This is a genomic window from Micromonospora sp. NPDC049004, assembly GCF_040649315.1.
In the GTDB taxonomy this organism is placed as follows: Bacteria; Actinomycetota; Actinomycetes; order Mycobacteriales; family Micromonosporaceae; genus Micromonospora.
This window is the reverse complement of the sequence record NZ_JBEZFG010000001.1, coordinates 42,310-62,924: the sequence shown is the minus strand read 5'-3', so window position 1 is coordinate 62,924 and position 20,615 is coordinate 42,310. Positions and strand designations below refer to the sequence as shown.

Below are 20,615 nucleotides of genomic sequence, written 5' to 3'. Positions count from 1 at the left end.
GGGTGTACGGAGACCCGGCGCCGGCCGAGCCAGCCACATCTCCCCCGGCATGGAGTACCAGGGCACCACGGTCCAGCTCTGCGGGCTCTTCCCTTTCGTCGCCGGATCCGGAGCACCCACCATCGGCGTACCCATCGGGCGGCACATGCTCTGGGGCGAGGTCGTCTGCCTCGACCCCCTCGAATGGCTCCGCGAAGGCCTCATCACCAACCCCGGCGTATTCGTCCTCGGTCAACCCGGCGTCGGCAAGTCCACCGTGGTCAAACGGCTGATCACCGGCATGACCGGGTTCGGCACCAGCGCCCTGATCCTCGGCGACACCAAACCTGACTACACCCGACTCGTTGAACACCTCGGCGGGCAGGTCATCCGGGTTGGACGCGGCCTGGATCGGCTCAACCCGCTGGATTCCGGCCCCCTCGGTAGTGCGCTGGCTCGAATGGGGAACGCCGAGGCCCGGCAACTGCGCCTCGAGATTCGTGGACGGCGCATGTCGCTGCTGCTGGCGCTGTGCGCCCTGGTCCGCGGACACGCACTGAACAACACCGAGGAGATCATCCTCGGGCGGGCGATCGACGTACTCGCCGAACGGCTTGACCGCGACCCGACGGTGCCCGACGTGCTGAGCCTGGTCGAAGCCGGCGCCGACGAGCTGCTCACCGCGGCCCGTGCCCGGACCGACGGCGAGTACCGCCGCCAGGTCGACCAGCTGGTACCTACCCTGGCGCTGCTGTGCGAGGGCAGTCTGCGCGGGGTTTTCGATGGCCCGACGACCAAACCGCTGGACCTGGACGCCCCGGCCGTCAGCGTCGACATCTCCCAGGTCGCCGCTGCCGGGGACCAGTTGGTGGCCGCCGCGATGCTATGCACCTGGGCGTACGGCTTCAGCATGGTCGATGCCGCCTCCGTCCTAGCCGACCAGGGCCTGGCCCCACGCCGGCAGTACCTGGGCGTGATGGACGAACTGTGGCGGGCCCTACGCGGCGCTTCGGGACTGGTCGAGCACGCCGACGCGCTCACTCGCCTCAATAGGCAGCGGGGAATGGCCAGCGTGATGGTGACTCATTCCCTCGCCGACCTTGACGCCCTGCCCACCCCGGAAGACCGGGCCAAGGCACAGGGCTTCATCGAACGGTCCGCCATCAAAATCCTCGCCGGGCTGCCACCCCGCGAACTGAACCGGGTCAACGAGGTCATCAAGCTGTCAGGGCCCGAGCGGGAACTGGTCGCGTCCTGGGCCGCACCGGAAGCATGGTTCGCCGGCTCTGTGCATCCCGGCCGAGGCAAGTACCTAATCAAGACCGGTGAACGCAACGGACTGCCGGTGTCGCTGACCCTGGTGGGCGACGAGTGGGAGCTCTACGACACCGACGCCGCGATCCGGCAGGTGCAGCCATGAGCACCAGGCCTATCGAACCGCGCGGCACTGCGGGCGGCCCGCTTACCCCATTCCTGATGCTCGGGCTCGCGTGGGCGGCGATCGCCCTGATGTGGCTGTCCTGGCTGGCCGGGCGAATCGCCGCCGCCGTGACCAAGCAACCCGCCACCGGGCCCGGCTTCGGGTCTTCGTACCTGGAGCACCTGCTGCGTACCGAATGGTCAGCGTTGTGGCCCGGGGTGTCCCCCACAGTTGTCGGTCTGGTCTACGCGGTGCTGCTGCTGGTGCTGGTCGGCCTGGTCACCCTCGCGGCGGTGTGGTGGCAGGGGCGTAAGCCCGACGCCGAGGACCCGTTGCCGGCGCTGGCCGGGCCGGCTGAGGTGCGGGCGATGACGCTGCCTGCGGTGGCTACCAGGGCTCGCCGCCTGCGACCCGGTCTGGCGGACGGGCCGGTCAAGGAGATCTCCGCTGAGTCCGCTGGGATCGTTCTCGGTGCGCACCGGCGGCGAGGCCGCTCAGCTCCCCGGCTCTACTCCTCCTGGGAGGACGTCGTGCTGGCGGTGATGGCCCCTCGCGCCGGTAAGACCACCGCGCTGGCCGTGCAGTCGATCATCAACGCGCCGGGGGCGGCGCTGGCCACCAGTAATAAGCCCGACCTGTGGGTCACGACGGCGGCCGCCCGAGCTCAGCACGGCACCGTGTGGGTATTCGACCCGCAGTCCATCGCCCACGTGCCGCAGGCCTGGTGGTGGAACCCGCTCGCCGCGGTGGAGGACGTCGAGGACGCCCACCGGCTGGCCAACCACTTCGTCCAGCAGGTCCGCAACTCGCAGGGCAGTGACGACTTCTGGATCCAAGGTGCGTTGGACCTGCTCACTTCGCTGATCCTGGCCGCTGCGTTGGAGGGCCGCACGCTGACTTCGGTGCAGGCGTGGCTGTCGGACTCCACATCACGGGAGCCGGCGACGATCCTCAAGGGTCACGGGTTCGGCGCCTCCGCGCGGGCGATGTCCGGCCGCCAGGCCGGCGCCCCCGAAACCCGCGAGGGGCTCTACGAAACCGCCCGGACCGCTGCGGCATGCCTGGCCAACCCGACCATCATGGCCTGGGTCACTCCATCGGAACTACCGCTGCTAGCACTGGACGTCGAAACGTTCGTCGAGAGCTCGGACACGCTGTACCTGCTGTCCAAGGACGGTGCCGGAGCGGCCGCACCGCTCGTCGCCGGCCTCACCGACCAGGTACTACGCGCCGCGGTGACGCTTGCCGAGGCGCACGGCGGCCGGCTCGACCCGCCGCTGGTCGCCTGCCTGGACGAAGCTGCGAACATCTGCAAGATCGCCGACCTGCCGGAGCTGTACAGCCACTTCGGCAGCCGAGGCATCATCCCGCTGACCATCCTGCAGTCCTACCGCCAGGGCACCCGCGTCTGGGGCGAGCAGGGCATGGACGCGCTCTGGTCAGCGGCAACCGTCAAACTGGTGGGTGCCGGCATCGACGACGCTCGCTTCGCCGAAGACCTGTCCCGACTCGTCGGCGAGCACGACGTCACTGTCGCCTCCCGCACCCATGACGGCAAGGGCCATACCTCGTACCAGACCTCGGTACGCCGGCAGCGCATCCTCGACCCGGCGCAGATCCGGGCGCTGCCGAAGGGCTCGGCGCTGCTGTTCGCCACCGGCATGAAGGTGGCAATGCTCAACCTGCTGCCCTGGTACGACGAGCCGAACGCCGAACGACTGACCGCGGCCATAGCCGCGTCCACCGCTGAGATGACCCACCAGGCGCAACGTACCCGGGCCGCTCGCCGGGACCGGATGGCGCAGCGCTCCTGGCGGGGACGGGCCGGCTGAAGCTAGCTTGGAATCGGAGGTAAGCGATGGGCGCACCTCGACTCAGTCAATCCACATCCCCGGTACGCGGCGCCGGGCTTGAGCCCGCACGGCTGCTGGCGGCCGTCGAAGCTGCCGTGACTTATTACCGTGCCCAGCTCGAATACGCCGCCGGCCCCCGCACCTATCTCGCCCAACGCGGCCTCGGTGTCATCGTGCAGCGAGAGTGGCCGTGGCGGGTTGGGTATGCCCCACCCAGCTGGAGTTCGCTGACCGGCCATTTGCGCGCCGCCGGCTTCACCCCGAAGGAGTTGGTTGGCGCTGGCTTGTCGACCCGCACCCAGACGGACCCGAATCGGCTCATCGACGTGTTCCGGGACCGGGTCATGTTCCCGGTACGCGACTCGGCCGGACACACCGTGGCATTCCTCGGCCGCTCCGGTCCCCATGCCGGAAGGGACGTACCGAAGTACCTCAACAACCCCCAGACCGCAATCTACAACAAGAGACAGCTGCTGTTCGGCCTCGCCGAGCAGCAGGACCGTATCACCGCACAATGGACCCCGGTTCTCGTCGAAGGGCCTGCCGACGTTCTAGCAGTGTGGCTGTCCTACTCCCACTCTCGCCGGGCCGGATCGGTGGCCCTCGCACCGTGCGGCACCGGCCTGACCGACACCCAGGCCACAATCCTGCGGGAGCTGCCCGGCGCCCCGCAGGGCCTGGTCGCGGCGTTCGACTCGGACCCAGCAGGCCGTGCGGCCGTGGACCGGGCGTGGCACCTGCTCCGAGAGCCGCGATATCCCGGCCCGCTAATGGCGGCCGAGTTCAGCGTCGACGCCGACCCAGCCGATCTGCTGCGCCGGCCGCACGGCAGAGCTCAACTGCGAGCGGCCCTGCAGCGACAGGCACAGCCCATGCTCGACACGGTGGTCGACCACCGCCTCGCCCGGCTCGTCGAACGGCATCCCGGACTGTTGGAGGACATCGACGGCAGGTGCGCTGCCGTGCGTGTTCTGGTGCCACTGCTGTTCGAGGCGACAAGCCCGGATGAGGCGATCCGGGTCGGCCGGCACATCGTGGCCCACACCGGGGCCGGGGTTGACACCGTCGCGATCGCCGCGCTTACGCACCTTGAAGGCACGCTACACACTCTAATGAGTCATTTTTATCGTGACGGTGCAGGTCACGGGCAGTTTAGAGGGTCGATGTCCACGTAGGACGAGGCTTCCGGTAAGACAGCAATCGACCAAGATCAGATGCCTCAACCGGGAGCCTCGCTGTGCTGTCTTACCCTGCCGCGATTCCGTTGTCCAGCCGCAGCCTGCACCACCTCGCCGGTCTCATCCGAGCCCGCCGTGGTCAGCGGCGATCCCGATGGCGGCGCCTCGACCCGGGCCGACAGGCCCTGCTCGCCCTGGCACATCTGCGTAACGGCGACACCTTGACCCGCCTGGCCACCGGGTTCGAAATCAGTGTCACGACGGCCTGGCGATACGTCCGCGAGGCCATCGATCTGCTCGCCGCGACCGCCGACGACCTGGACACCGCTATGAACAGGATCCGGCTGCTCACCTACGCGATCCTCGACGGCACCCTGATTCCGATCGACCGAGTCGCCGACCAGAAGCCTTACTACTCCGGCAAACACCGCCGTCACGGCGTGAACGTGCAGGTCATCGCCGATCCGGCAGGCCGGCTCATCTGGGCCTCGGCCGCGTTGCCCGGCTCGATCCACGACCTGACCGCGGCCCGCACTCACCACCTCATCGTTGCGCTGAGCAGGGCAAAGGTGATGACGTTCGCCGACAAGGCGTACCAGGGCGCCCACGGCAGTATCCGGACGCCGTTCAAACGCCGCCGCTACCGGCCGAAGCTGTCCGCCTGGCAGAAGAAGGTCAATCGAGCTCACGCCCGCATTCGCGCTATCGGCGAGCGCGCCAACGCCACCCTCAAGACCTGGAAAGTCCTGACCAGACTGCGCTGCAGCCCACACCGGGCGACCCCGATCGTGCAGGCCATCCTCGTCCTACACCACGTCGAGAACCCGACCTACGCAGGATGAAAAGGCTCGCTGTTGATCTGAATCCTCAGGACCGATCGACGTCTTGCAGAAAGCCGTTGACGGTGGCGAGGAAACGGTCCGGCTCCTCGACGAACGGCATGTGGCTTGAGTCCTCGAACAGCGCCAGCCGCGAGTCGGACAGCCGTGCGTCGAGGTCGCGGGCAACGTCGGGCGGGATCAGATCGTAGGCTCCGGTGACGACCAGGGCCGGGACCTTAATCTCGCTGAGACGGGGCGTGACGTCCCATCCCCGCAGGTTTCCCACCAGTTCGAAGGGACTGGGGCCATTCATCGCGGCGAACACCTCGGGGTGCGCTTGGCGGGCGGCCGCGGTCCGCAGGAAACCGGCCGGCGGGGGCTGGACCCGGCAGACGTGCTCGGCCATGAACGCCTCCATGAACCGCTGCCCCTGTTCGGTGCTCAGGTCGGGGCCGGCGTCACCGCCGACGGGCCCGGCCAGCGAGGGCTTGGTGTTGCACAGTACGAGTGACCGTAGCCCGAAGGGGTGGGTCAGTGCGTGTTCCATGGCGAGCATCCCGCCCCAGGAGTGCCCGATCAGGTGGTACCCGTCACCGAACCCCACCTGCTCGACGAGCAGCCGGAGTTCGTCGACGAACAGCGCGACGGTCCAGAAGTCGGCGGGCGCGTCGGGGCGCAGCGACGACCGTCCGTTGCCGACCTGGTCGTACAGGAGGACCCGGCGGCCGGAACGGGATAGTTCGCCGATCGATTCCACCTCGTCGTGGGTCGCGCCAGGTCCGCCGTGGCAGACGATTACCGGCGTTTGCGGGTCGTTCACGTCGCCGACGGTCTGATACCAAGTTTCGAGCCCTTGCCAGGACATGACGCCCTCGTGGATCCTGATCATGGATTCGGAGCGTACGGTCGACTTTCTTTGTTGTGAAAGACTTAAAATGCAGTAACTTATGCGCGGTGCACATTAATCTCACGTTGGCGCAGCTGCAGCTCGTGGTGGCGGTGGCCGATTTTGGCTCCTTCACCGACGCCGCCGAACGGGCATTGATCAGCCAGCCCGCGTTGAGCCGGGCGGTCAAGGACGTCGAGCGTGTCCTCGGCGTCCGCTTGTTCGACCGAACCACCCGCTCAGTCGCCCTCACTGCGGACGGCCGCGAGTTCGTCCCGGTGGCGCGGGAGATCATCGCCGGCGCCGAGAACGGGCTGGCCCGGTTCCAGGCCTACCGCGACGGTCACCACGGCGCGGTCACCGTGGCCGCTCTGCCGGCGCTCGCGGCCTGCGTGCTGCCGTTCACCTGCCGCCGCCTGGCAGAGCAGCGCCCGCACATCCGGGTCCGTGTGATCGAGGCGGACGCCGCGCAGGTGCTCGGCCACATCCGCTCCGGCCGGGCCGACATCGCGGTCACCGAGGCGCCGGAATCTGCCGCCGACCTGCATATCCAGCCGATCGGCGACGACCGCACCGTCGCCGTAGCTCCGACTGGCCATCCGCTGACCGCCACGGCGACCATCTCCTGGCAGGAGTGGGCCCGTCACCCCGCCGTCGCGTACCGCGGCGGCCCGGACCTACCGGTCGGCATGAATCCCCAGGTCGCCTTCGAGGCCGACACCGCGGCGACCGTCGTGGCCATGGTCGCCGCAGGACTGGGAGTGGCGGCAATGCCGCTCAGCGCGCTCCCACTCACCGACCAGAAATCGATCACCGTCATCCCGTTGACCGACCCGCTCGTGTCCAAGCCCCTCGCGGTCGTCAGGCGTACCGTCCCAGCGATCACGCCGAGCGCCGAGGCCTTGCTGGAAATCCTGCGAACCGTGCGGTTCGACCCGCTGAACAGGCGAGCGCCGGAACTCGGCAGCGCGCCGAAGCGGTTCCAGCACCACGACGAGTCCATGGTCACTGTAGATCAGACGTAACGGACGAAGGAATTCGCCATACGGTCGTGCAGGGTGTGCTAACCGTCGCCGACACCGGCCCCGCAGCGCACGTGACCTGCAACTTCACGATGAAAATGGCCCAATGCACCAATCAGAGCTGCTGCGGAACTCAGGTAAAGCTTAGAAGCGCAGTCGTCATCAATCGGGGATAACCGAACGTTGCGGAGTATTCGCACCGGCAGACGTGCTTTCTTGAGAGTCGTGCGTCTCTCGGAGCAGTGGCCGACGCGCGTGGGGAATTGCCGGATGCTGTGCTAGGCGGAACACATGGACACCCACGTCCCCTACCACGCAAAGCTTACGGTCGGGACCACACCAGACGACATCCACGATAGGACCAGCCACCTGCATTGAAGCGATGTTCGTGAAATCACCCCAAGTCCATACCCGCACGGAGGCGTCGTCGCCGCCGGTAAGCAAGTAGGAACCATCGTGGCTGATCGCACAGGCCCGAACAGCGCTCGTGTGGGCGCGAACTGTGGCGGTCAGGACTCCACTAGGAAACGACCATATATGAAGCTGGCCGTCGGCGCCCCCGGTGACCAACTGTCCGCCGGACGGCGTGATCGCGCAGCAGTGAATCGGACCGCGGTGATAGCTCGACAGCTTGAAGGGTTCGGGCGCACCTGCTACTCGGCCGACTTGCACGATCGAATCCCAGTCGACAGACACGAGCCATAGGCCGTCGGGGCTGAACGCGCAGTCTGCCACCCAGTTATCGTGACCGCTGAAGACTTGGGTGACAGTGCCTTCCGGCCACGCCCACACGGTCACGGTGCCATTTTGAGCCCCAGCCACGATTTGACGGCCATCAGAAGAGAACCGACAGCGCTCGATCCTACTCTCGGTTTGCGGCACGAGCACGAACTGGGTTCCGGTCGCCACCTCCCATACGGTGAGCCGTCCGGCTGAGTCTGCTGTGACCGCATAGGCGCCGTCGGGGCTCAGGTCTGCCGTCATAATCGCGGCGCCTCGGCCGAGGGTGCGGTGGGTGCGCTGCTCAACCGACCACAGTTGCAGTTCGCCGCCCCGAGTGCCAGTCAGCAGCAAGTCGCCGCTCGATGTCGATGCACAGGAGGTGGTGCGTGCCCGGGCAGCCGGTTCCGGTAGATCGGTTGCTGGGAAGCTTGTGTCCCAAAGCCGTGCTGACTTGTCCCAACCCGCCGACAGGAGCCACCGTCCGTCGTTACTAAATTTGCAATCCGTGACGTACCAGCTATGGCCATAAAGTACGGTCCGCGCGGTACGCCGGCTGGCATCCCAGACTCGGATGGTGCGGTCATCGCCGCCGCTGACGACAAGGTCGCCGGATGGTGAGATTGCGACGGCGTTAACCCGCCCGCGGTGGCCAGGCAACTCAGCGAAAACGCGAGGCGTGGATACATTCCACACCCGGACCATCTCGTCCTCCCCTGAAGTGACAAACCAAGAGCCGTCCGGAGCGACAGCACACGAGGTCGTCATGCCAAGATGTCCGGTCCAGGCTTCAATCTCCGCACCGGTTGCCGTGGCCCAACGCCGGAGTTGCCCGTCCGCGCCGGTCGTAAGCATCCATCGACCGTCCGGGGAGAACGCGCCGGAGAGCACTCTGTCCGAATGCCCGCCAAAAGTCAGCAACTCGGCACCCGTGCTGGTGTCCCAAACCCGGGCAGTCCTGTCGTCGCTGACGGTCACCAGCATCGAGCCGTCGGCCGAGAGGGCGCAGCCATTCACTCTCGCGGTGTGCCCGGTCAGGACCGTGCGCTGCTGGCGGGTCAGCAAATCCCAAACTCTTACGGTTCCATCAGAACTTGTGGTGTAAAGGGTGAGCTGGTCGGTCGAGAAGACACAGTCGGTGACTGCATCGAGATGTCCAGATAGGGTGTACAGCCGTTGGCCGGTGTCCCGGCTCCAGACCGTTACCTCCCAACCAGCGCCGACGGTAGCGACATATCTCGCGTCTGGCGATAGTCTGGAACCGCTGATCTGTGTCATGCCATCGGTGATTACCCGCACCAGTGCGGCACTTTGGTCGGGCAACGACCAGAAATTCTCGATGGTGGCTAGCCCGGGACCCACGGAAGTCTGATACTGGGTGATTATCTCGGAAAGTTCCGGTATACCAGTCAGCCGGCTGACGATGACGGCAGGGTACGAGGGATCTTTGGTGACGGGCTCAAGCACGTGGGCGTCTCGCCCGAGGGCCGCCTTCAAACCTGCGGCCAGCAACGTGTCGATGCGAGCCAAGTCGGCTTCGACCGCAGCCACGCCGTAGCGGCGGCTCTTTTCAACTAGCCACCGCAGATCGGTCAGCAGCGTCTCAAGCTGGCCCGTGTTCTCGCTCTCGGCGAGGTGATAGGCAAGGTGTTGCCATAGGTAGTCACAGTCGTCGGGCAGCGCCCACCAGGGCAAGCGGCCGTCCTCGCCCGTCAGGCGTAGCGCGGTCTGGTTGGAGCGAAGGAAAGCGGTGTTAAGTTCCCGGATGCTGTCATCGCCGCATAGATGCCGTAGATACTGCCGGAGTACGTCATGAAGACGTACCGAGCGTCCGGTAAACCGATACGCGGCAAACAGAGACAGATCCACCATCTCCTCGACTGCCCGAACAACGGCGCGCTCGTCGTAGCCGGCAGTGGCGCGCCACAACGTCGAAATCACGTCGAACGAGATGTCGACGTCTTCAGCGAAGATGGCAAGTTCCTTGTAACGATCTCGGCTGCCCTCGCAAAGCAAATCCATGCTGGCCCGCACGGTTGCGTCGACTGCGCGGCTCCTGGCAGAGGAGCGGGTAACGTCGAGGATCGCGGGCCCATGCTCGGAGAGTCGCCGTACCGCCTCGGCGGCGGCAGCGGGCAGGCTGTCTCCGCGGTGCACGGCATGCAGCAGCTGAGCGTTGACCAAACCGAGTAACAGGGGCCAACGCCCGGTCAGTTCCAGCAGCCTCCGTCGTTCAGGCAAGGGCATCCCGGGCAGGCCAGCGGCAAGAACCTCCACTGACTCCTGTTGCCCCATTTGGTCAACTCGCACGAAGTGAGCACCGTCCGGGATGACAGTCGGGATGCGCGTGGTGATTAGCCGGGTGCAGCGCTCGCCGCCGATCATGAACGGTCCGAGTGCAGTCTCTTCCCAGACGTCGTCGAGGACCAAGAGAATCGGTGGATGCTGATCGAGCAGGGAGCCCAGGTGACTGCCGGCTTGCTGAAGGGTGCCGAGCGCCCTGCCGCCAAGACGGGCACAAAGGTCGTTAACGAGAGAAAGCAGCTCGGCACCGCTCTTGTCTTGACCGAGCGTCACCCACAACAACCCGCCGGGGAATCTCTCACGAAGGGCCTGTCCGGAGCAGACGTATGTGGCAAGCGTTGTCTTACCGAACCCGCCCGCTCCGTGTAGAGCCGTGGTTACCCCAACCGCTGTTCCAGTCTTCTCCTTAAGGTAGCCGATCAACTCGGCGGTCAGGTCCGGGCGGTCGATTGGACGACGGCCGCCCAGCCCGGGCACCTCCCAGCCGACGTACGGCAACGCTTCGGCAGGCGGGTTTGCGTAGTGGTGGTGATGGACGACCATGGAGCCACCCGGAGCGTTGTACTGACTGGATCCGTCCCGGGTCTCGTAGAAGCCGCCAGCCGTGGTCACTTTGCCGGCCCGCCGCCCGGCTGATGATGGTGGATGGCCATGCTTCCGCCGGGTGCGTTGTACTGGGTAGAGCTGTCCCTGGCGACGAAGGTGTTCACGAATGATTGCTGAGCCGTTGGAAGCCTCTTACGCACCAGCTCGGCCCACTCACGTAGTTCCTCTACGGCTTCCGGGAACTCTTCCAGGAGGTCAGCTAGGCGCTGCTGCCAAGTCTGCGCTTCCCGCTCAGCTGCTGTTAGCCGGTCGTCGGCTTCCTCGATCGTCACCGCAGTCTCGTCAGCCCACCGCCTGGCCAATTCTGCACGGTGGCCACCGCCCCGCCCGAACAGCTTCCCCAATCCGTCCCGGGCGGCGCTCCACACATCGGTGGCAACCGCTCCTGCCAGCGCAGACCCACCCGCGCTGGCAACCGTCATCATCCAGTCCGCTGCCATCGTCGCCCCCTCGGTCACCCTCGCGCGCGGAACAGCAGTCCACAATAGCGACACTGAGAATTGTGCGCATGATTCGAGCAATGGTTGAATCCGACAATTCAGCCGAACGCTGACGGAGAGGACCAAGAGATTGTTGCGCTCCGTGACCGTTTTCTCGGCATGCAGGGGGAAACCGGTGAGCCTCAGCGCCGGACCGTAGACCGAGACGCCACCACGGAGAAGCTCCGCTAGGAAGCCGCACGCTGACGCCTCGCCGACCACACGACGCAGCACAAAGCGATTGCGCGGCAGACCGGGAAGCGAACCATCGACACCGTTCGCCGATGACTTTCCGAGCAGCAGAGCCAGGGTCAGTGGGTCGGCCAGGGTAATTGCTTAGTCGGTGGGCGGGTGCCCTGAGCTGGTGACGTGGGTGGTGAGTGGCCTCTGTGGAGGCCGGAAGAGCGGGTGAGATCGCGTCGATGATCATGGAGTTCTCTACGCTTCACGACACCCCGAGGACCTCACCCTCCGATGTCATCATGCCCGATTCCCGCACTGCCCGCCGTCGCCGGCGGCACCCCTGACACAACACCACCTGCAGGCCCTGTTGGCGGGCCCGGATCCCCGCGACCCGCGTAGGGTGCGGTATTCGCTGTCGGGTTTGCTCGCGGTCGCGGTGTGCGCGGTCCTGGCCGGTGCCTCGTCGTTCGCCGCGATCACCGACTGGCTGCACGATCTGGACGAGCAGGCCCGTGACCGGCTCGGCTTCGATCATGGGGTGCCGGTGGGCACGACGGTGTGGCGGCTGCTGACTCGCCTAGACGACGGGCTGCTGTCCACCGTCCTGGCCGGTTGGCTGACCGCCCGCGCCCGGCCGGTGACCACGGCCCGGCCACGCCGGTATCGGACGGTGATCGCCTTGGACGGGAAACGCTTCGGGGTGCCCGCCGTCCCGGCGGCGGCCAGGTCCATCTACTCTCCGCGCTGGACACCAGCGCCGGCATCGTCCTGGCCCAGGTCACCGTGAGCGCGAAGAGCAATGAGATCCCCGCGTTCGCGCCGCTGCTCGACGCGATCGAGACCGTGCTGAGCACCCTGACCGGCCTGCTGTTCATCGCCGACGCGCTGCACACCCAGACCGCCCACGCCGACGAGATCGCCGCCCGCGGCGCCCACCTGATGATCCCCACGAAAGGCAACCAGCCCACCCTGTTCGCCCAGCTCAAAGCCCTACCCTGGCCCGACATCCCCCTCGGCGACCGCCGCCGCGACACCGGGCACGGCCGCCGCGAGAGCCGCACCGTCAAAGCCATCACCCTGCACACCCCCGGCGGCCTCAGGTTCCCCCACGCCCGACAGGCCATCCGGATCATCCGGACCCGCACCACCGGCGCCAAGACCAGCCGCGAGACCACCTACTTCACCGTGTCTCTACCCGCCGAGCAGGCCCAACCCGCCGACCTGCAGGACTGGACCCGCCGCGAATGGCACATCGAGAACCGCGTCCACCACGTCCGGGACGTCACGTTCCGTGAGGACTTCCACCAGGCCCGCACCGGCACCGGACCCGCCGTCCGGGCCACCCTGCCAACGGCGAGGCCAACATCGCCCGCGCGAACCGCCGCCCACACGACGTCATCACCGCCGTGACCAGCACCTATCCGACAACGCAATGATGACCCTGGTGCGTGGCGGTGTGCCGCAAGCGTGCCGCTGAGTGCGTACAACGGCCAACTCTGTTGGTAGTTCCAGACCACGCGACGGATCAGGCGTAGAAGGGGCGCTGTACGCGGGGCATGCCCATAGCCATCTCGGAAACCGTGTCAGTCCCACCAAATCCACCAGTTCTCGGGCGCGGTCTCGGCCGTCATCGCCGCTGATGAGCAGTGCCGCGCCACTCCAAGATCGCCGCTCGCTGCACAGATGCGGAATGGTCCGTCGTCGCCACACAGGATCGGCAGTTGGTGGTCGAGCTCTCGTAGCCAGGGCAGCATGCCGGTCATCTGTAGTCGGGCTTGTTCCCAGCCGTACCACAGGGCCGTCAGCCGGGTTACCGCTTCGTCGTGGCGCCACCATTGCTCGCACCAGTGCCATCGGGTCAGTCCGACCTCGCCGACGGGGCGCGGGAAGGTCGGCAGCAGGTAGGTGGTCACCCACTGCTCGACCGTCGAGTACAGCGGCGGCTGATCGTCCCCGTCAGCAGCGTGGCCGCGTTCGGCTTGAGCGTGCTGCAGGTCGGCAACCCGGGCCGCCAGTCTCGCTACCTCGGCAGTGAGCTCGTCGAGTTCGGTAGCCGCCTCAGCGCGGGTCCGCTGCGACGTGCTCCCTGTCATCGTGTCCTGCCCCGCATCGGCACCGCGCTGACCGTTCCTGCGGGTTGTTTCCCGGCGACTGCGGGGTTGACCTGGGCGACGCGGAGCTTTGGGAAAGCCTGTACCCATGCCGGCGTCGCGAGCGTGTCAGCGTGGTGGACGGCAGCTGCGAAGCCGACGAGTTGATCGGCGTTGTCGTCGTGGCGCACGCTGCCCGACTGCCCGGCTGCGTGCTCGTTAGCCGGGGTGCGGGGATTGTCGACCGTCCCGCCGTCGCGGACTCCTTCGCCGCGCTCGGCAGCAGCTCGGCTCCGCAGGTCGCAGGCCAAGGCCTCCTCCACATGGTCCTGCGCGATGCGGATCGCCTCGACCGGCTGTCCGCCGGCGTCGCCAGCCCTGACCACCTCGTTCATCTCGACGGCGAGGTCGCGGAGTAGTTGTACTGGTTCGCCTGCCGGAAGCTTCCCGGTGGCACGCCATTGGCGCTGCAACTCGTCGAGAGCCTCTGGCCGGACGTACTCGGCCAGCTTCATCGCCTCCTGCCTGACGGCGGCGTCGAAGTCGTCGACCACCGCACGGCCACCGGGTGGCAGTGCTGCTGGGCCGTCCGGGGCGATACCCCGCCGGTCGGGTGTGCCGCCGTGGGTGCGCGCTCCGCCGTGCTGTCGATGATTTGAGCGAGCGTCACGCTCCCATACCTCCTGGGCTGCGGTACGCATGGCCTCAGGGACTGCTGCTCCCGCCTGCCTGTGGCGGTCGTAGGCAGCCATCAGATCCGGCCGGATCTGCCGCAGCCGTTGCTCGGCGAACTCGGACGCCCGCTGGGCTACTGGGTCGCTGCTGGCGTAGATCGTCGCGGTACGCCAGACGGCGGCCGCCTCGGCGAAGCTGGTCTTGACGAACCAGTCACCGTCGAGCGAAGCCGCCATCCGTTCCCGGTCCGCCCGTACCTTCGCTGCTAGCCGGTCGGCCTCACGGCGGGTTGCCGCGGCGGCCTGGTCACGACGGGCCTCGCCTTCCCGTTCGGCGGCCTTGTTCTGGATGCCGACGGCGGCCCAGCGGGCGCCCGCCTCGCCGACGGTCGCCATCGTCGCTAGCCCTTGCAGGAACTGTTGGCGCGTCTCGGCCATCGGGTCCTCGTGTTGCTGCGGCTGCGGCACGTGCACCTCCTTTGCCTGCTCAACGGCCGCGCGCGGTATGCCGGCCGCCTCCCACTGTCGGTACAGGTGTTGACGTCGGAGTTAGCGGGAGCGCTAACGCCCGTTGCCATCCGCCCGCTACCAGCCGCAGTGCGTCGGCTGCGGATCGGGCTGCTTCGGCCTGGTGCAGGCGTTGCTGAGCGCTCCGTAGCTGTTCGAGGGTGTCGGCGAGCCGCGCCAGGTCCGTCACTAGCGCGAGGGCTGCGACGGTGTCGTCGTCGCCGGAGATGCGGCCTAAGAGCGCTATCAGGCGCGACATGGCGCGCATCTCCTGGGAGCGGCTGGTGGACGTATGGACCCGGCCGTACAGGTCTCGCGCCGCGCGGTCGAACACCTCGGCTGCCCGGTGCAGCGGCCCACGCCGGTCACCCTCCAGCGAAGCGGCCAGGCTGGTGAGAAGGTCGGCTGCGGCAACTGCGGTCGCCTGCGCCCGCCCGGGCGCGGCACGGGCCTCGCGGTGGATGTCGTCGGCTGCCGCGGTGACGACCGTGGCGGCCTGGCGCATCGCGTCGACCCGTTCGGTCCGGCCAACAGGACGCGCCGCTGGCAGGGACGTCGGAGTGCCCCACCGCAGCCGCAGCTTCGGCAGGGTCATGTCGGGTGCCAACCGGCCTCCGCCGAAGTACACCGGCTGCCCGCCGTTGGTGCGTCCGGTGGGGAGGGCCACCGCGTACCCGGTGATCTGGCGGGGATCGGTGCTGCTGTGCCGGAGCCGGACCAGAAGCCCCGCCGCGCGTAGCCGGGCGAAGAACTCTTCCTCCGACCCGGCCGCAGCCACGGCCGTGCGTACCCGCCGGCGCAGCTCGTCTCGGGGCGTCTGGGCGCGGCCGGTACGCCGGGCTTTGCTGAGCTCGGCGGGGTGGGGGCGGCGGTGGGCGGTGCGGTCGGCCGGCGGGACCCGGCGGTGCAGGTTGTAGCGGCGGGCGACGTTGTAGGTGGCCTCGACGCAGCGCGGGTAGTCGTTGCGCATCCAGTTGGTACGGCCGTCTTCGCGCACCAGCGTGGCGACGATGTGTACGTGGTCGTCGGCATGGCGCATCGCTATCCACCGCAGGCCCGGATCGGTGGCGGTGGTGGCCACGCCGACCTCGGTCAGCATCTGCAGTGCCATGTTCGCCCACGTCGTGTCGCTGACGCTGCGATGCCGATCCTCGGGTGCGAGCCGCATGCTGGCGTGCCAGACGAACTTGGTCGGCGGCCGGTAGCCGGCGCGGACCGGCTGCTCCAACAACGCCGTCAGCCTGCGGACGTCCCGCTTGCCACTAGTGGCGAGCTGGGGTTCAAAATCCGTCAAGGGGCCTGCGCCGTCCCAGGCGGCCACCAGGTGCGGGTTGACGTGTTCTTCCGCCTTGCCTGGGCCCCACAAGTAGCGCAGCAGCCCACCGACCCGCGAGCCCCGCCGGTGGACCCGGGTGATCACCGCAGATTCCTGTCGATCCGGGAGATCACCTCATCGAGTCGAGCCACCGCCGCGGCGCAGAGCCGGACGGCCTCGGTAGCCCAGTCGGGCAGCTGGCCGCTGGCGTTGAACGCCGCAGCGGCCTGATTGACGTTGTTGCCGAACATCACCACGGCACGGCGAGCGGCAAATAACTCGTGCTGCAGATCGCGTAGGTCACCGGTCGCACCGCCGAGGGCCTGCACCCCAGACGCGGCGGCGACCGCAGCTTTCGCTGCGTAACCGGTCGCGGTCAGCTGCGCGACCGCCGCCGCCGCGTCTATCGCAGCCTTCTCCTCTTCGGACAGCCTGAGCAACACGGCGTACGGACGGGCCGGCCGGTTGTGGGCACGATGACGGGCCTTGGGAGGCGGGTCAGGCTGCTCACTGTCCATCGCTCTCACTGTGCGCCCGCGGCGTTGCCGTCGAGGTCAGCGCCAGCGGCTACCAGAGTTGGCCTGGGCGACGCGACGGGCACGGCCCGCCTCTATTGCCGATCTGCGACCGCGCCCGGTCGCAAATCGATAAGCAATGGCCATATCTTGCTCTAAACACTGCGGGTTTCATCGGATGAAGCACTCGCCGTGGTGCGCATCCTCAGGACGGCACCGAGAAATGGCCGCCTCCGCTGAAGGCTGATCATGTCGGCGGCCTGCGGTGTTGTTTGCCGCTCGGTGTGCTAGCGGTGCCGTAGATCGGGCGGTCAGGATGGCGTGGCGCCACCGCGAGGGCCTCCGCGTCGACGCGATGATCAGCGCATTTGCAGGCGGCTTTCATCTGATGAAAGATCCCTTCGTTTGATGTAAGTCGCGGAGGGTGGTCGTGATGGCTCGTGCGGACGGTGCGCCGGGGGCGGCGGGGTTGGTTCTTGCCGATGGTGTGGCGCTGCTGCGGCCGGAGGAGCAGGTGTTCGTGGCGATGTGTGACGGGTGGCGGGCGCAGCAGCTCGCGCGGAACCTGGCGTTCCCCACGATCGACAAGCGCTTGCAGGTGGTGCGGGCCTTCGTTGCGCACGCCGATGCGTACCCGTGGGCGTGGCGGCCGCAGTTGCTCGACGACTGGTTGGCGGACCTGCGGGCGGTGCGGGGCCGGCGGCGCTCTACGATCCGGAACTACTCGGCAACCATCGCGGCTTTCTGCGACTACCTGACCAACCCCGCTTACGAGTGGGCGGCGGAGTGTGAGCGGCGGTTCGGGTCGCACCCGGTGCAGGTTGTGCACGAGTGGAACACCGCGGTGCACGTCCAAGACGCCGAGGGTGATCCGTCGCGGCGGGCGTTCACGCTCGATGAGCTGCAGGCGCTGTTCGACTACGCCGACGAGCAGGTGGTCCGTTCCCGGGCGGCAGGGCGCAAGGGCTGGCTATCCCTGTTCCGCGACGCCACTCTGCTCAAAGTCGCCTACGGCTATGGGCTGCGCCGCCGGGAGGTGACGATGCTCGACCTGGTTGACTTCGGTCCCAACCCGCACGCCGCCGAGTTCGGTGATGTCGGGGTGTGCCGGGTCCGCTTCGGCAAGGCGCGCAAGGGCTCGCCACCGAAGCCGCGCAGCGTGCTGACGGTGTGGCCGTGGACGGTGGAGATCTTGCAGCAGTGGACCACCGAGGTGCGGCCGCTGACGCCGCATGCTGGCTCGCCGGCGTTGTGGCCCTCGGAGCGTGGGCCACGGATCACCGTTGACGGGATCAACCGGCGGCTGGCCGACTACCGGCGGGCGTTGGGCTTCGGCCCCGGGCTGGACTTCCACTCACTGCGCCGCTCCTACGTCACTCACCTGATCGAGGGTGGCTGGGACCCGTTGTTCGTGCAGCAGCAGGTGGGCCACGAACATGCCTCCACCACCTCGATCTACACCTGCGTGTCCTCGGACTTCCGCACCCGAACGCTGCGGCGGGCCCTCGATGCGACGATGGCGGCCGCGGTGGCGCCGGAGAGGACGAAGCGATGACGAGCAAGCGGCAGGTGTCCTACCAGTGGCGACTGCGGGAGGTGATGGCCGCCCACGGGTTGTTCAACGCCTCGGACCTGGAGCCGCTGCTCGACCAGCGCGGCATCCGGCTGTCCTCGGTGCAGGTATGGCGGCTGGTCACCCAGACCCCCGAGCGGTTGTCCCTGCCGGTGCTGGCCGCGTTGTGCGACATCTTCGACGTCAGCCCTGCCCAACTGATCGCCACCCGGGCCGAGGACGTCGTCCCGGTCCGCAAGGCCGCCGGAGCCGACGGGGTAGTCGACCTGGCGGCGGTTCGGCCCAAGCGGGCGCAGCTGCGACCCGAGCCGTGACGCAGCCGACCGCTGAGTGGTCGTGCCGACGCTGCGGCACGACCATGCCGAAGCGGCCCGGCCGGCGGCCTGCCTGCCCGCCCTGCCGGGCCGCGCTGAGGGTCGAGCAGGTCCTCGACGACGGCACCGGCACGATGAACCTCGCCTTCACGCCGCTGGCCACCGCGCTGGCCGCCAAGCAGCCCGAAACGGTGATGCTTTGGCTGTCCAAACGGTACGTTCGCGAGCTGCTCACCGCGCTGGCCACCGGCCGGCTGCCCCTGACCCACGACGGGCTCGCCGAGCATGACCGCCCGATCGCTGCCCGCTTCCTACGCCACGAGCTCATGGCCTGCGGCATCCTTCCGACCGTCGACAAACACTTGCTCGATACCGAGCAGTGGCTGCGCCGTCGGCTCGCCGAGCTGGTCGACCATCCTCACGAGCCGCTGTTACGTCGTTTCGCGCTCTGGCACCAACTGCCCCGGCTCCGCACCACTGCGGCAGCCCGCCCGCTGCGTGCCAACGCTAAGCCCTACGCCACCCAGCAGTTCACCCAAGCGCAGGCGTTTCTGAACTGGCTACACGAGCGCGGCATCGCCCCGGCCGCGCTCACGCAAGCCGACCTCGACACCTGGTATGCCGGCGCCCGCGTCCACCAACGGCACGGCGTCCACGGCTTCCTCACCTGGGCCATCACCAACGGCCACCTCCCCCGGCACCTGGTAGCCACCAGGCTGACATTCAAGCCCGGCACCGTCATCACCCAGCAACGCCGCCTGGCCCTGCTACGCCGCTTCGTCGCCGACGAACACGCCGACATCGGTACCCGCACCGCTGCCTGCCTACTTCTGCTCTACGCCCAACCGCTCAGCCGCATCCAACACCTCACCACCGCCGACATCACCGAGCACAACGACGACCTGCAGATCCACCTCGGCGACCCACCGGCACCGGTACCCGAGCCCTTCGCCGCGCTCCTGCGCCAGCTCATCACCAACGCAGGACAACCACCGGCGCTGCTGTTCCCCGGCCGGCTCGCCGGACAGCCCGTCGCCTACCAGACGTTGCATAAACGGCTCCGAAGGCTCGGCTTCCCCATCAAGGAAGCCCGCATCGCCGCGTTACGCCAGCTCGTCCTGCAAGCACCCGCCCCGGTCGTCGCCGACGCTCTCGGCTTTCACCCCACCACCGCCACCCGGCAGGTCACCAACGCCGGCGGCACCTGGAGTCGGTACGCCGCCGGCGACCACACCCCACCACCCTGACACTCGAGCCCCTTGCACATCCGGTTCTCGGCGGGCTCTCGATTGCCGGCCATCATCGCGGCCAGGGGGCAGCGGGTCTTTAGTAGCAGTGCCTACGATGGCCGGCATGACGGAAATGATCGATTACGCCATGGCGGGCCCGCTGACGACAATCGGCACGGTCCACAAGCCAGCGCTCGACGATCTTCCGACTGAGCCCGTCGACATCTGCCACCTCGTTCACGAGCTCGTCATTCAGCCCACAGACGCAAAAGCGCTCGGAGTCTCCGAGCAGCGGTTCGCCGAGAACCAACTGCGTCCTGTCGACGGCATCATCGGTGCCCTGCTCGCCCTCGACCCAGCCCCGCTGACTGCCGCACGCGCCCCTGACCAGCGAGTGATCGGCACCTGCCGCCACTTCGCCGTGCTCAGCTGTGCCTTGCTGCGCTACCGCGGGATCGCGGCCCGCGCGCGCTGTGGCTTCGCCACATACTTTCAACCAGGGCAGGGCGTGGACCACTGGATCACCGAGTACCGGCATGGCGGCCGCTGGGTGCGAATCGATTCCGAGATTTTGGGTGACTCGCTCGTGGCCAAGCCCGAAGACCTCGCCACTGGCGAGTTCCTCACCGGCGGCGAGGCATGGACTGCCTTCCGCGACGGCCGTATCGACGCCGCGCAGTTCGGCGTGTACGGCACTGAGAACTGGGGACCTGCGGAGATTCGAGGAAACGCCGTCAAGGACCTCGCCGCGCTGAACAAGGTCGAGATGCTGCCATGGGATGAATGGGGGCGCATGGACATCTCCTACCAGGGCAAGACCGGTCCCGACTACGACGCACTCATCGATACGATCTCAGCCGTATGCGCCTCCGACGATCACGGCGCCGTCGCCGACCTCTACGCCCGTGAGGACCTGGCAGTGCCGGCTGGGCTCCTGCCCTGAGCGC

18 protein-coding genes are annotated in these 20,615 nt (G+C 67.7%); 11 read left to right on the top strand and 7 right to left on the bottom strand.

What is annotated here, in order from left to right:
* The first annotated feature begins 145 nt into the window (after window positions 1-145).
* The 4 genes from AB0B97_RS00265 (at window position 146) to AB0B97_RS00250 (ending at window position 5,272) form a co-directional block, all read left to right on the top strand.
* On the top strand, window positions 146-1,399 hold the full coding sequence (locus tag AB0B97_RS00265) for a hypothetical protein (RefSeq protein ID WP_357489315.1): 1,254 nt from the start codon (window positions 146-148) through the stop codon (window positions 1,397-1,399).
* Complete coding sequence (locus AB0B97_RS00260) at window positions 1,396-3,231, top strand: TraM recognition domain-containing protein (protein WP_357489313.1); 1,836 nt, start codon at window positions 1,396-1,398, stop codon at window positions 3,229-3,231. The genes AB0B97_RS00265 and AB0B97_RS00260 overlap by 4 nt, the downstream gene beginning before the upstream one ends.
* Window positions 3,232-3,257: 26 nt before the next feature.
* Window positions 3,258-4,427: a toprim domain-containing protein gene (locus AB0B97_RS00255; RefSeq protein ID WP_357489311.1), complete on the top strand. Its 1,170-nt coding sequence runs from the start codon at window positions 3,258-3,260 to the stop codon at window positions 4,425-4,427.
* Between the two features lie 62 nt (window positions 4,428-4,489).
* Window positions 4,490-5,272 (top strand): transposase family protein, encoded by a 783-nt coding sequence (locus AB0B97_RS00250; RefSeq protein WP_357489309.1) that lies wholly within the window; start codon window positions 4,490-4,492, stop codon window positions 5,270-5,272.
* Window positions 5,273-5,297: 25 nt separating this feature from the next.
* Here the strand turns inward: AB0B97_RS00250 and AB0B97_RS00245 are convergent, their stop codons facing one another.
* The gene (locus AB0B97_RS00245; protein WP_357489307.1) at window positions 5,298-6,140 is read right to left on the bottom strand and encodes an alpha/beta fold hydrolase; all 843 of its coding nucleotides are present in this window, start codon (window positions 6,138-6,140) and stop codon (window positions 5,298-5,300) included.
* A 32-nt stretch (window positions 6,141-6,172) separates the two neighbouring features.
* On the opposite strand from AB0B97_RS00245, the gene AB0B97_RS00240 reads away from it, so the two are divergent.
* Entirely contained in the window at window positions 6,173-7,162 is a 990-nt protein-coding gene (locus AB0B97_RS00240; protein ID WP_357489305.1) for a LysR family transcriptional regulator, read from the top strand.
* Window positions 7,163-7,321: 159 nt separating this feature from the next.
* On the opposite strand, the gene AB0B97_RS00235 is transcribed toward AB0B97_RS00240, so the two are convergent.
* Both AB0B97_RS00235 and AB0B97_RS00230 read right to left on the bottom strand, forming a co-directional pair.
* On the bottom strand, window positions 7,322-10,726 hold the full coding sequence (locus AB0B97_RS00235) for an NB-ARC domain-containing protein (protein ID WP_357489304.1): 3,405 nt from the start codon (window positions 10,724-10,726) through the stop codon (window positions 7,322-7,324).
* 65 nt (window positions 10,727-10,791) lie between these two features.
* On the bottom strand, window positions 10,792-11,229 hold the full coding sequence (locus AB0B97_RS00230; RefSeq protein ID WP_357489302.1) for a hypothetical protein: 438 nt from the start codon (window positions 11,227-11,229) through the stop codon (window positions 10,792-10,794).
* 622 nt (window positions 11,230-11,851) lie between these two features.
* On the opposite strand from AB0B97_RS00230, the gene AB0B97_RS00225 reads away from it, so the two are divergent.
* Entirely contained in the window at window positions 11,852-12,238 is a 387-nt protein-coding gene (locus tag AB0B97_RS00225) for a transposase family protein (RefSeq protein WP_357489300.1), read from the top strand.
* Complete coding sequence (locus AB0B97_RS00220; protein ID WP_357490571.1) at window positions 12,196-12,861, top strand: ISAs1 family transposase; 666 nt, start codon at window positions 12,196-12,198, stop codon at window positions 12,859-12,861. The genes AB0B97_RS00225 and AB0B97_RS00220 overlap by 43 nt, the downstream gene beginning before the upstream one ends.
* Window positions 12,862-13,034: 173 nt before the next feature.
* Here AB0B97_RS00220 and AB0B97_RS00215 read toward each other — a convergent pair whose 3' ends face one another.
* Genes AB0B97_RS00215 through AB0B97_RS00200 form a run of 4 tightly spaced genes read right to left on the bottom strand, consistent with a single transcriptional unit; the run spans window position 13,035 to window position 16,555 of the window.
* Entirely contained in the window at window positions 13,035-13,544 is a 510-nt protein-coding gene (locus tag AB0B97_RS00215; RefSeq protein ID WP_357489298.1) for a DUF4913 domain-containing protein, read from the bottom strand.
* On the bottom strand, window positions 13,541-14,683 hold the full coding sequence (locus AB0B97_RS00210; protein ID WP_357489296.1) for a hypothetical protein: 1,143 nt from the start codon (window positions 14,681-14,683) through the stop codon (window positions 13,541-13,543). The genes AB0B97_RS00215 and AB0B97_RS00210 overlap by 4 nt, the downstream gene beginning before the upstream one ends.
* 19 nt (window positions 14,684-14,702) lie before the next feature.
* Window positions 14,703-16,142, bottom strand: a complete 1,440-nt coding sequence (locus tag AB0B97_RS00205) for a relaxase (RefSeq protein ID WP_357489294.1) — start codon at window positions 16,140-16,142, stop codon at window positions 14,703-14,705.
* Entirely contained in the window at window positions 16,139-16,555 is a 417-nt protein-coding gene (locus tag AB0B97_RS00200) for a hypothetical protein (protein WP_357489292.1), read from the bottom strand. The genes AB0B97_RS00205 and AB0B97_RS00200 overlap by 4 nt, the downstream gene beginning before the upstream one ends.
* A 430-nt stretch (window positions 16,556-16,985) precedes the next feature.
* Here AB0B97_RS00200 and AB0B97_RS00195 point away from each other — a divergent pair, with 430 nt between their 5' ends.
* From AB0B97_RS00195 to AB0B97_RS00180, 4 genes are all read left to right on the top strand, one after another.
* A complete protein-coding gene (locus AB0B97_RS00195; RefSeq protein WP_357489290.1) occupies window positions 16,986-18,107 on the top strand; it encodes a site-specific integrase in 1,122 nt (373 codons plus the stop codon).
* The gene (locus tag AB0B97_RS00190; RefSeq protein ID WP_357489288.1) at window positions 18,104-18,439 is read left to right on the top strand and encodes a helix-turn-helix transcriptional regulator; all 336 of its coding nucleotides are present in this window, start codon (window positions 18,104-18,106) and stop codon (window positions 18,437-18,439) included. Before AB0B97_RS00195 ends, AB0B97_RS00190 begins: the two co-directional genes overlap by 4 nt.
* Before the next feature lie 44 nt (window positions 18,440-18,483).
* Window positions 18,484-19,686, top strand: a complete 1,203-nt coding sequence (locus AB0B97_RS00185) for a hypothetical protein (protein WP_357489286.1) — start codon at window positions 18,484-18,486, stop codon at window positions 19,684-19,686.
* A gap of 106 nt (window positions 19,687-19,792) precedes the next feature.
* Window positions 19,793-20,611, top strand: a complete 819-nt coding sequence (locus tag AB0B97_RS00180) for a transglutaminase domain-containing protein (RefSeq protein WP_357489284.1) — start codon at window positions 19,793-19,795, stop codon at window positions 20,609-20,611.
* The last annotated feature ends 4 nt before the right edge of the window (window positions 20,612-20,615 follow it).

Excerpts from the sequence above, each read along its gene's own strand:
- AB0B97_RS00265 (WP_357489315.1), top strand. The coding sequence starts at position 146 with ATGCTCTGGGGCGAGGTCGTCTGCCTCGACCCCCTCGAATGGCTCCGC.
- AB0B97_RS00260 (WP_357489313.1), top strand. The coding sequence starts at position 1,396 with ATGAGCACCAGGCCTATCGAACCGCGCGGCACTGCGGGCGGCCCGCTT.
- AB0B97_RS00255 (WP_357489311.1), top strand. The coding sequence starts at position 3,258 with ATGGGCGCACCTCGACTCAGTCAATCCACATCCCCGGTACGCGGCGCC.
- AB0B97_RS00245 (WP_357489307.1), bottom strand. The coding sequence starts at position 6,140 with ATGATCAGGATCCACGAGGGCGTCATGTCCTGGCAAGGGCTCGAAACT.
- AB0B97_RS00235 (WP_357489304.1), bottom strand. The coding sequence starts at position 10,726 with ATGGTCGTCCATCACCACCACTACGCAAACCCGCCTGCCGAAGCGTTG.
- AB0B97_RS00230 (WP_357489302.1), bottom strand. The coding sequence starts at position 11,229 with ATGGCAGCGGACTGGATGATGACGGTTGCCAGCGCGGGTGGGTCTGCG.
- AB0B97_RS00215 (WP_357489298.1), bottom strand. The coding sequence starts at position 13,544 with ATGACAGGGAGCACGTCGCAGCGGACCCGCGCTGAGGCGGCTACCGAA.
- AB0B97_RS00200 (WP_357489292.1), bottom strand. The coding sequence starts at position 16,555 with ATGGACAGTGAGCAGCCTGACCCGCCTCCCAAGGCCCGTCATCGTGCC.
- AB0B97_RS00195 (WP_357489290.1), top strand. The coding sequence starts at position 16,986 with ATGGCTCGTGCGGACGGTGCGCCGGGGGCGGCGGGGTTGGTTCTTGCC.
- AB0B97_RS00190 (WP_357489288.1), top strand. The coding sequence starts at position 18,104 with ATGACGAGCAAGCGGCAGGTGTCCTACCAGTGGCGACTGCGGGAGGTG.
- AB0B97_RS00185 (WP_357489286.1), top strand. The coding sequence starts at position 18,484 with ATGCCGAAGCGGCCCGGCCGGCGGCCTGCCTGCCCGCCCTGCCGGGCC.
- AB0B97_RS00180 (WP_357489284.1), top strand. The coding sequence starts at position 19,793 with ATGACGGAAATGATCGATTACGCCATGGCGGGCCCGCTGACGACAATC.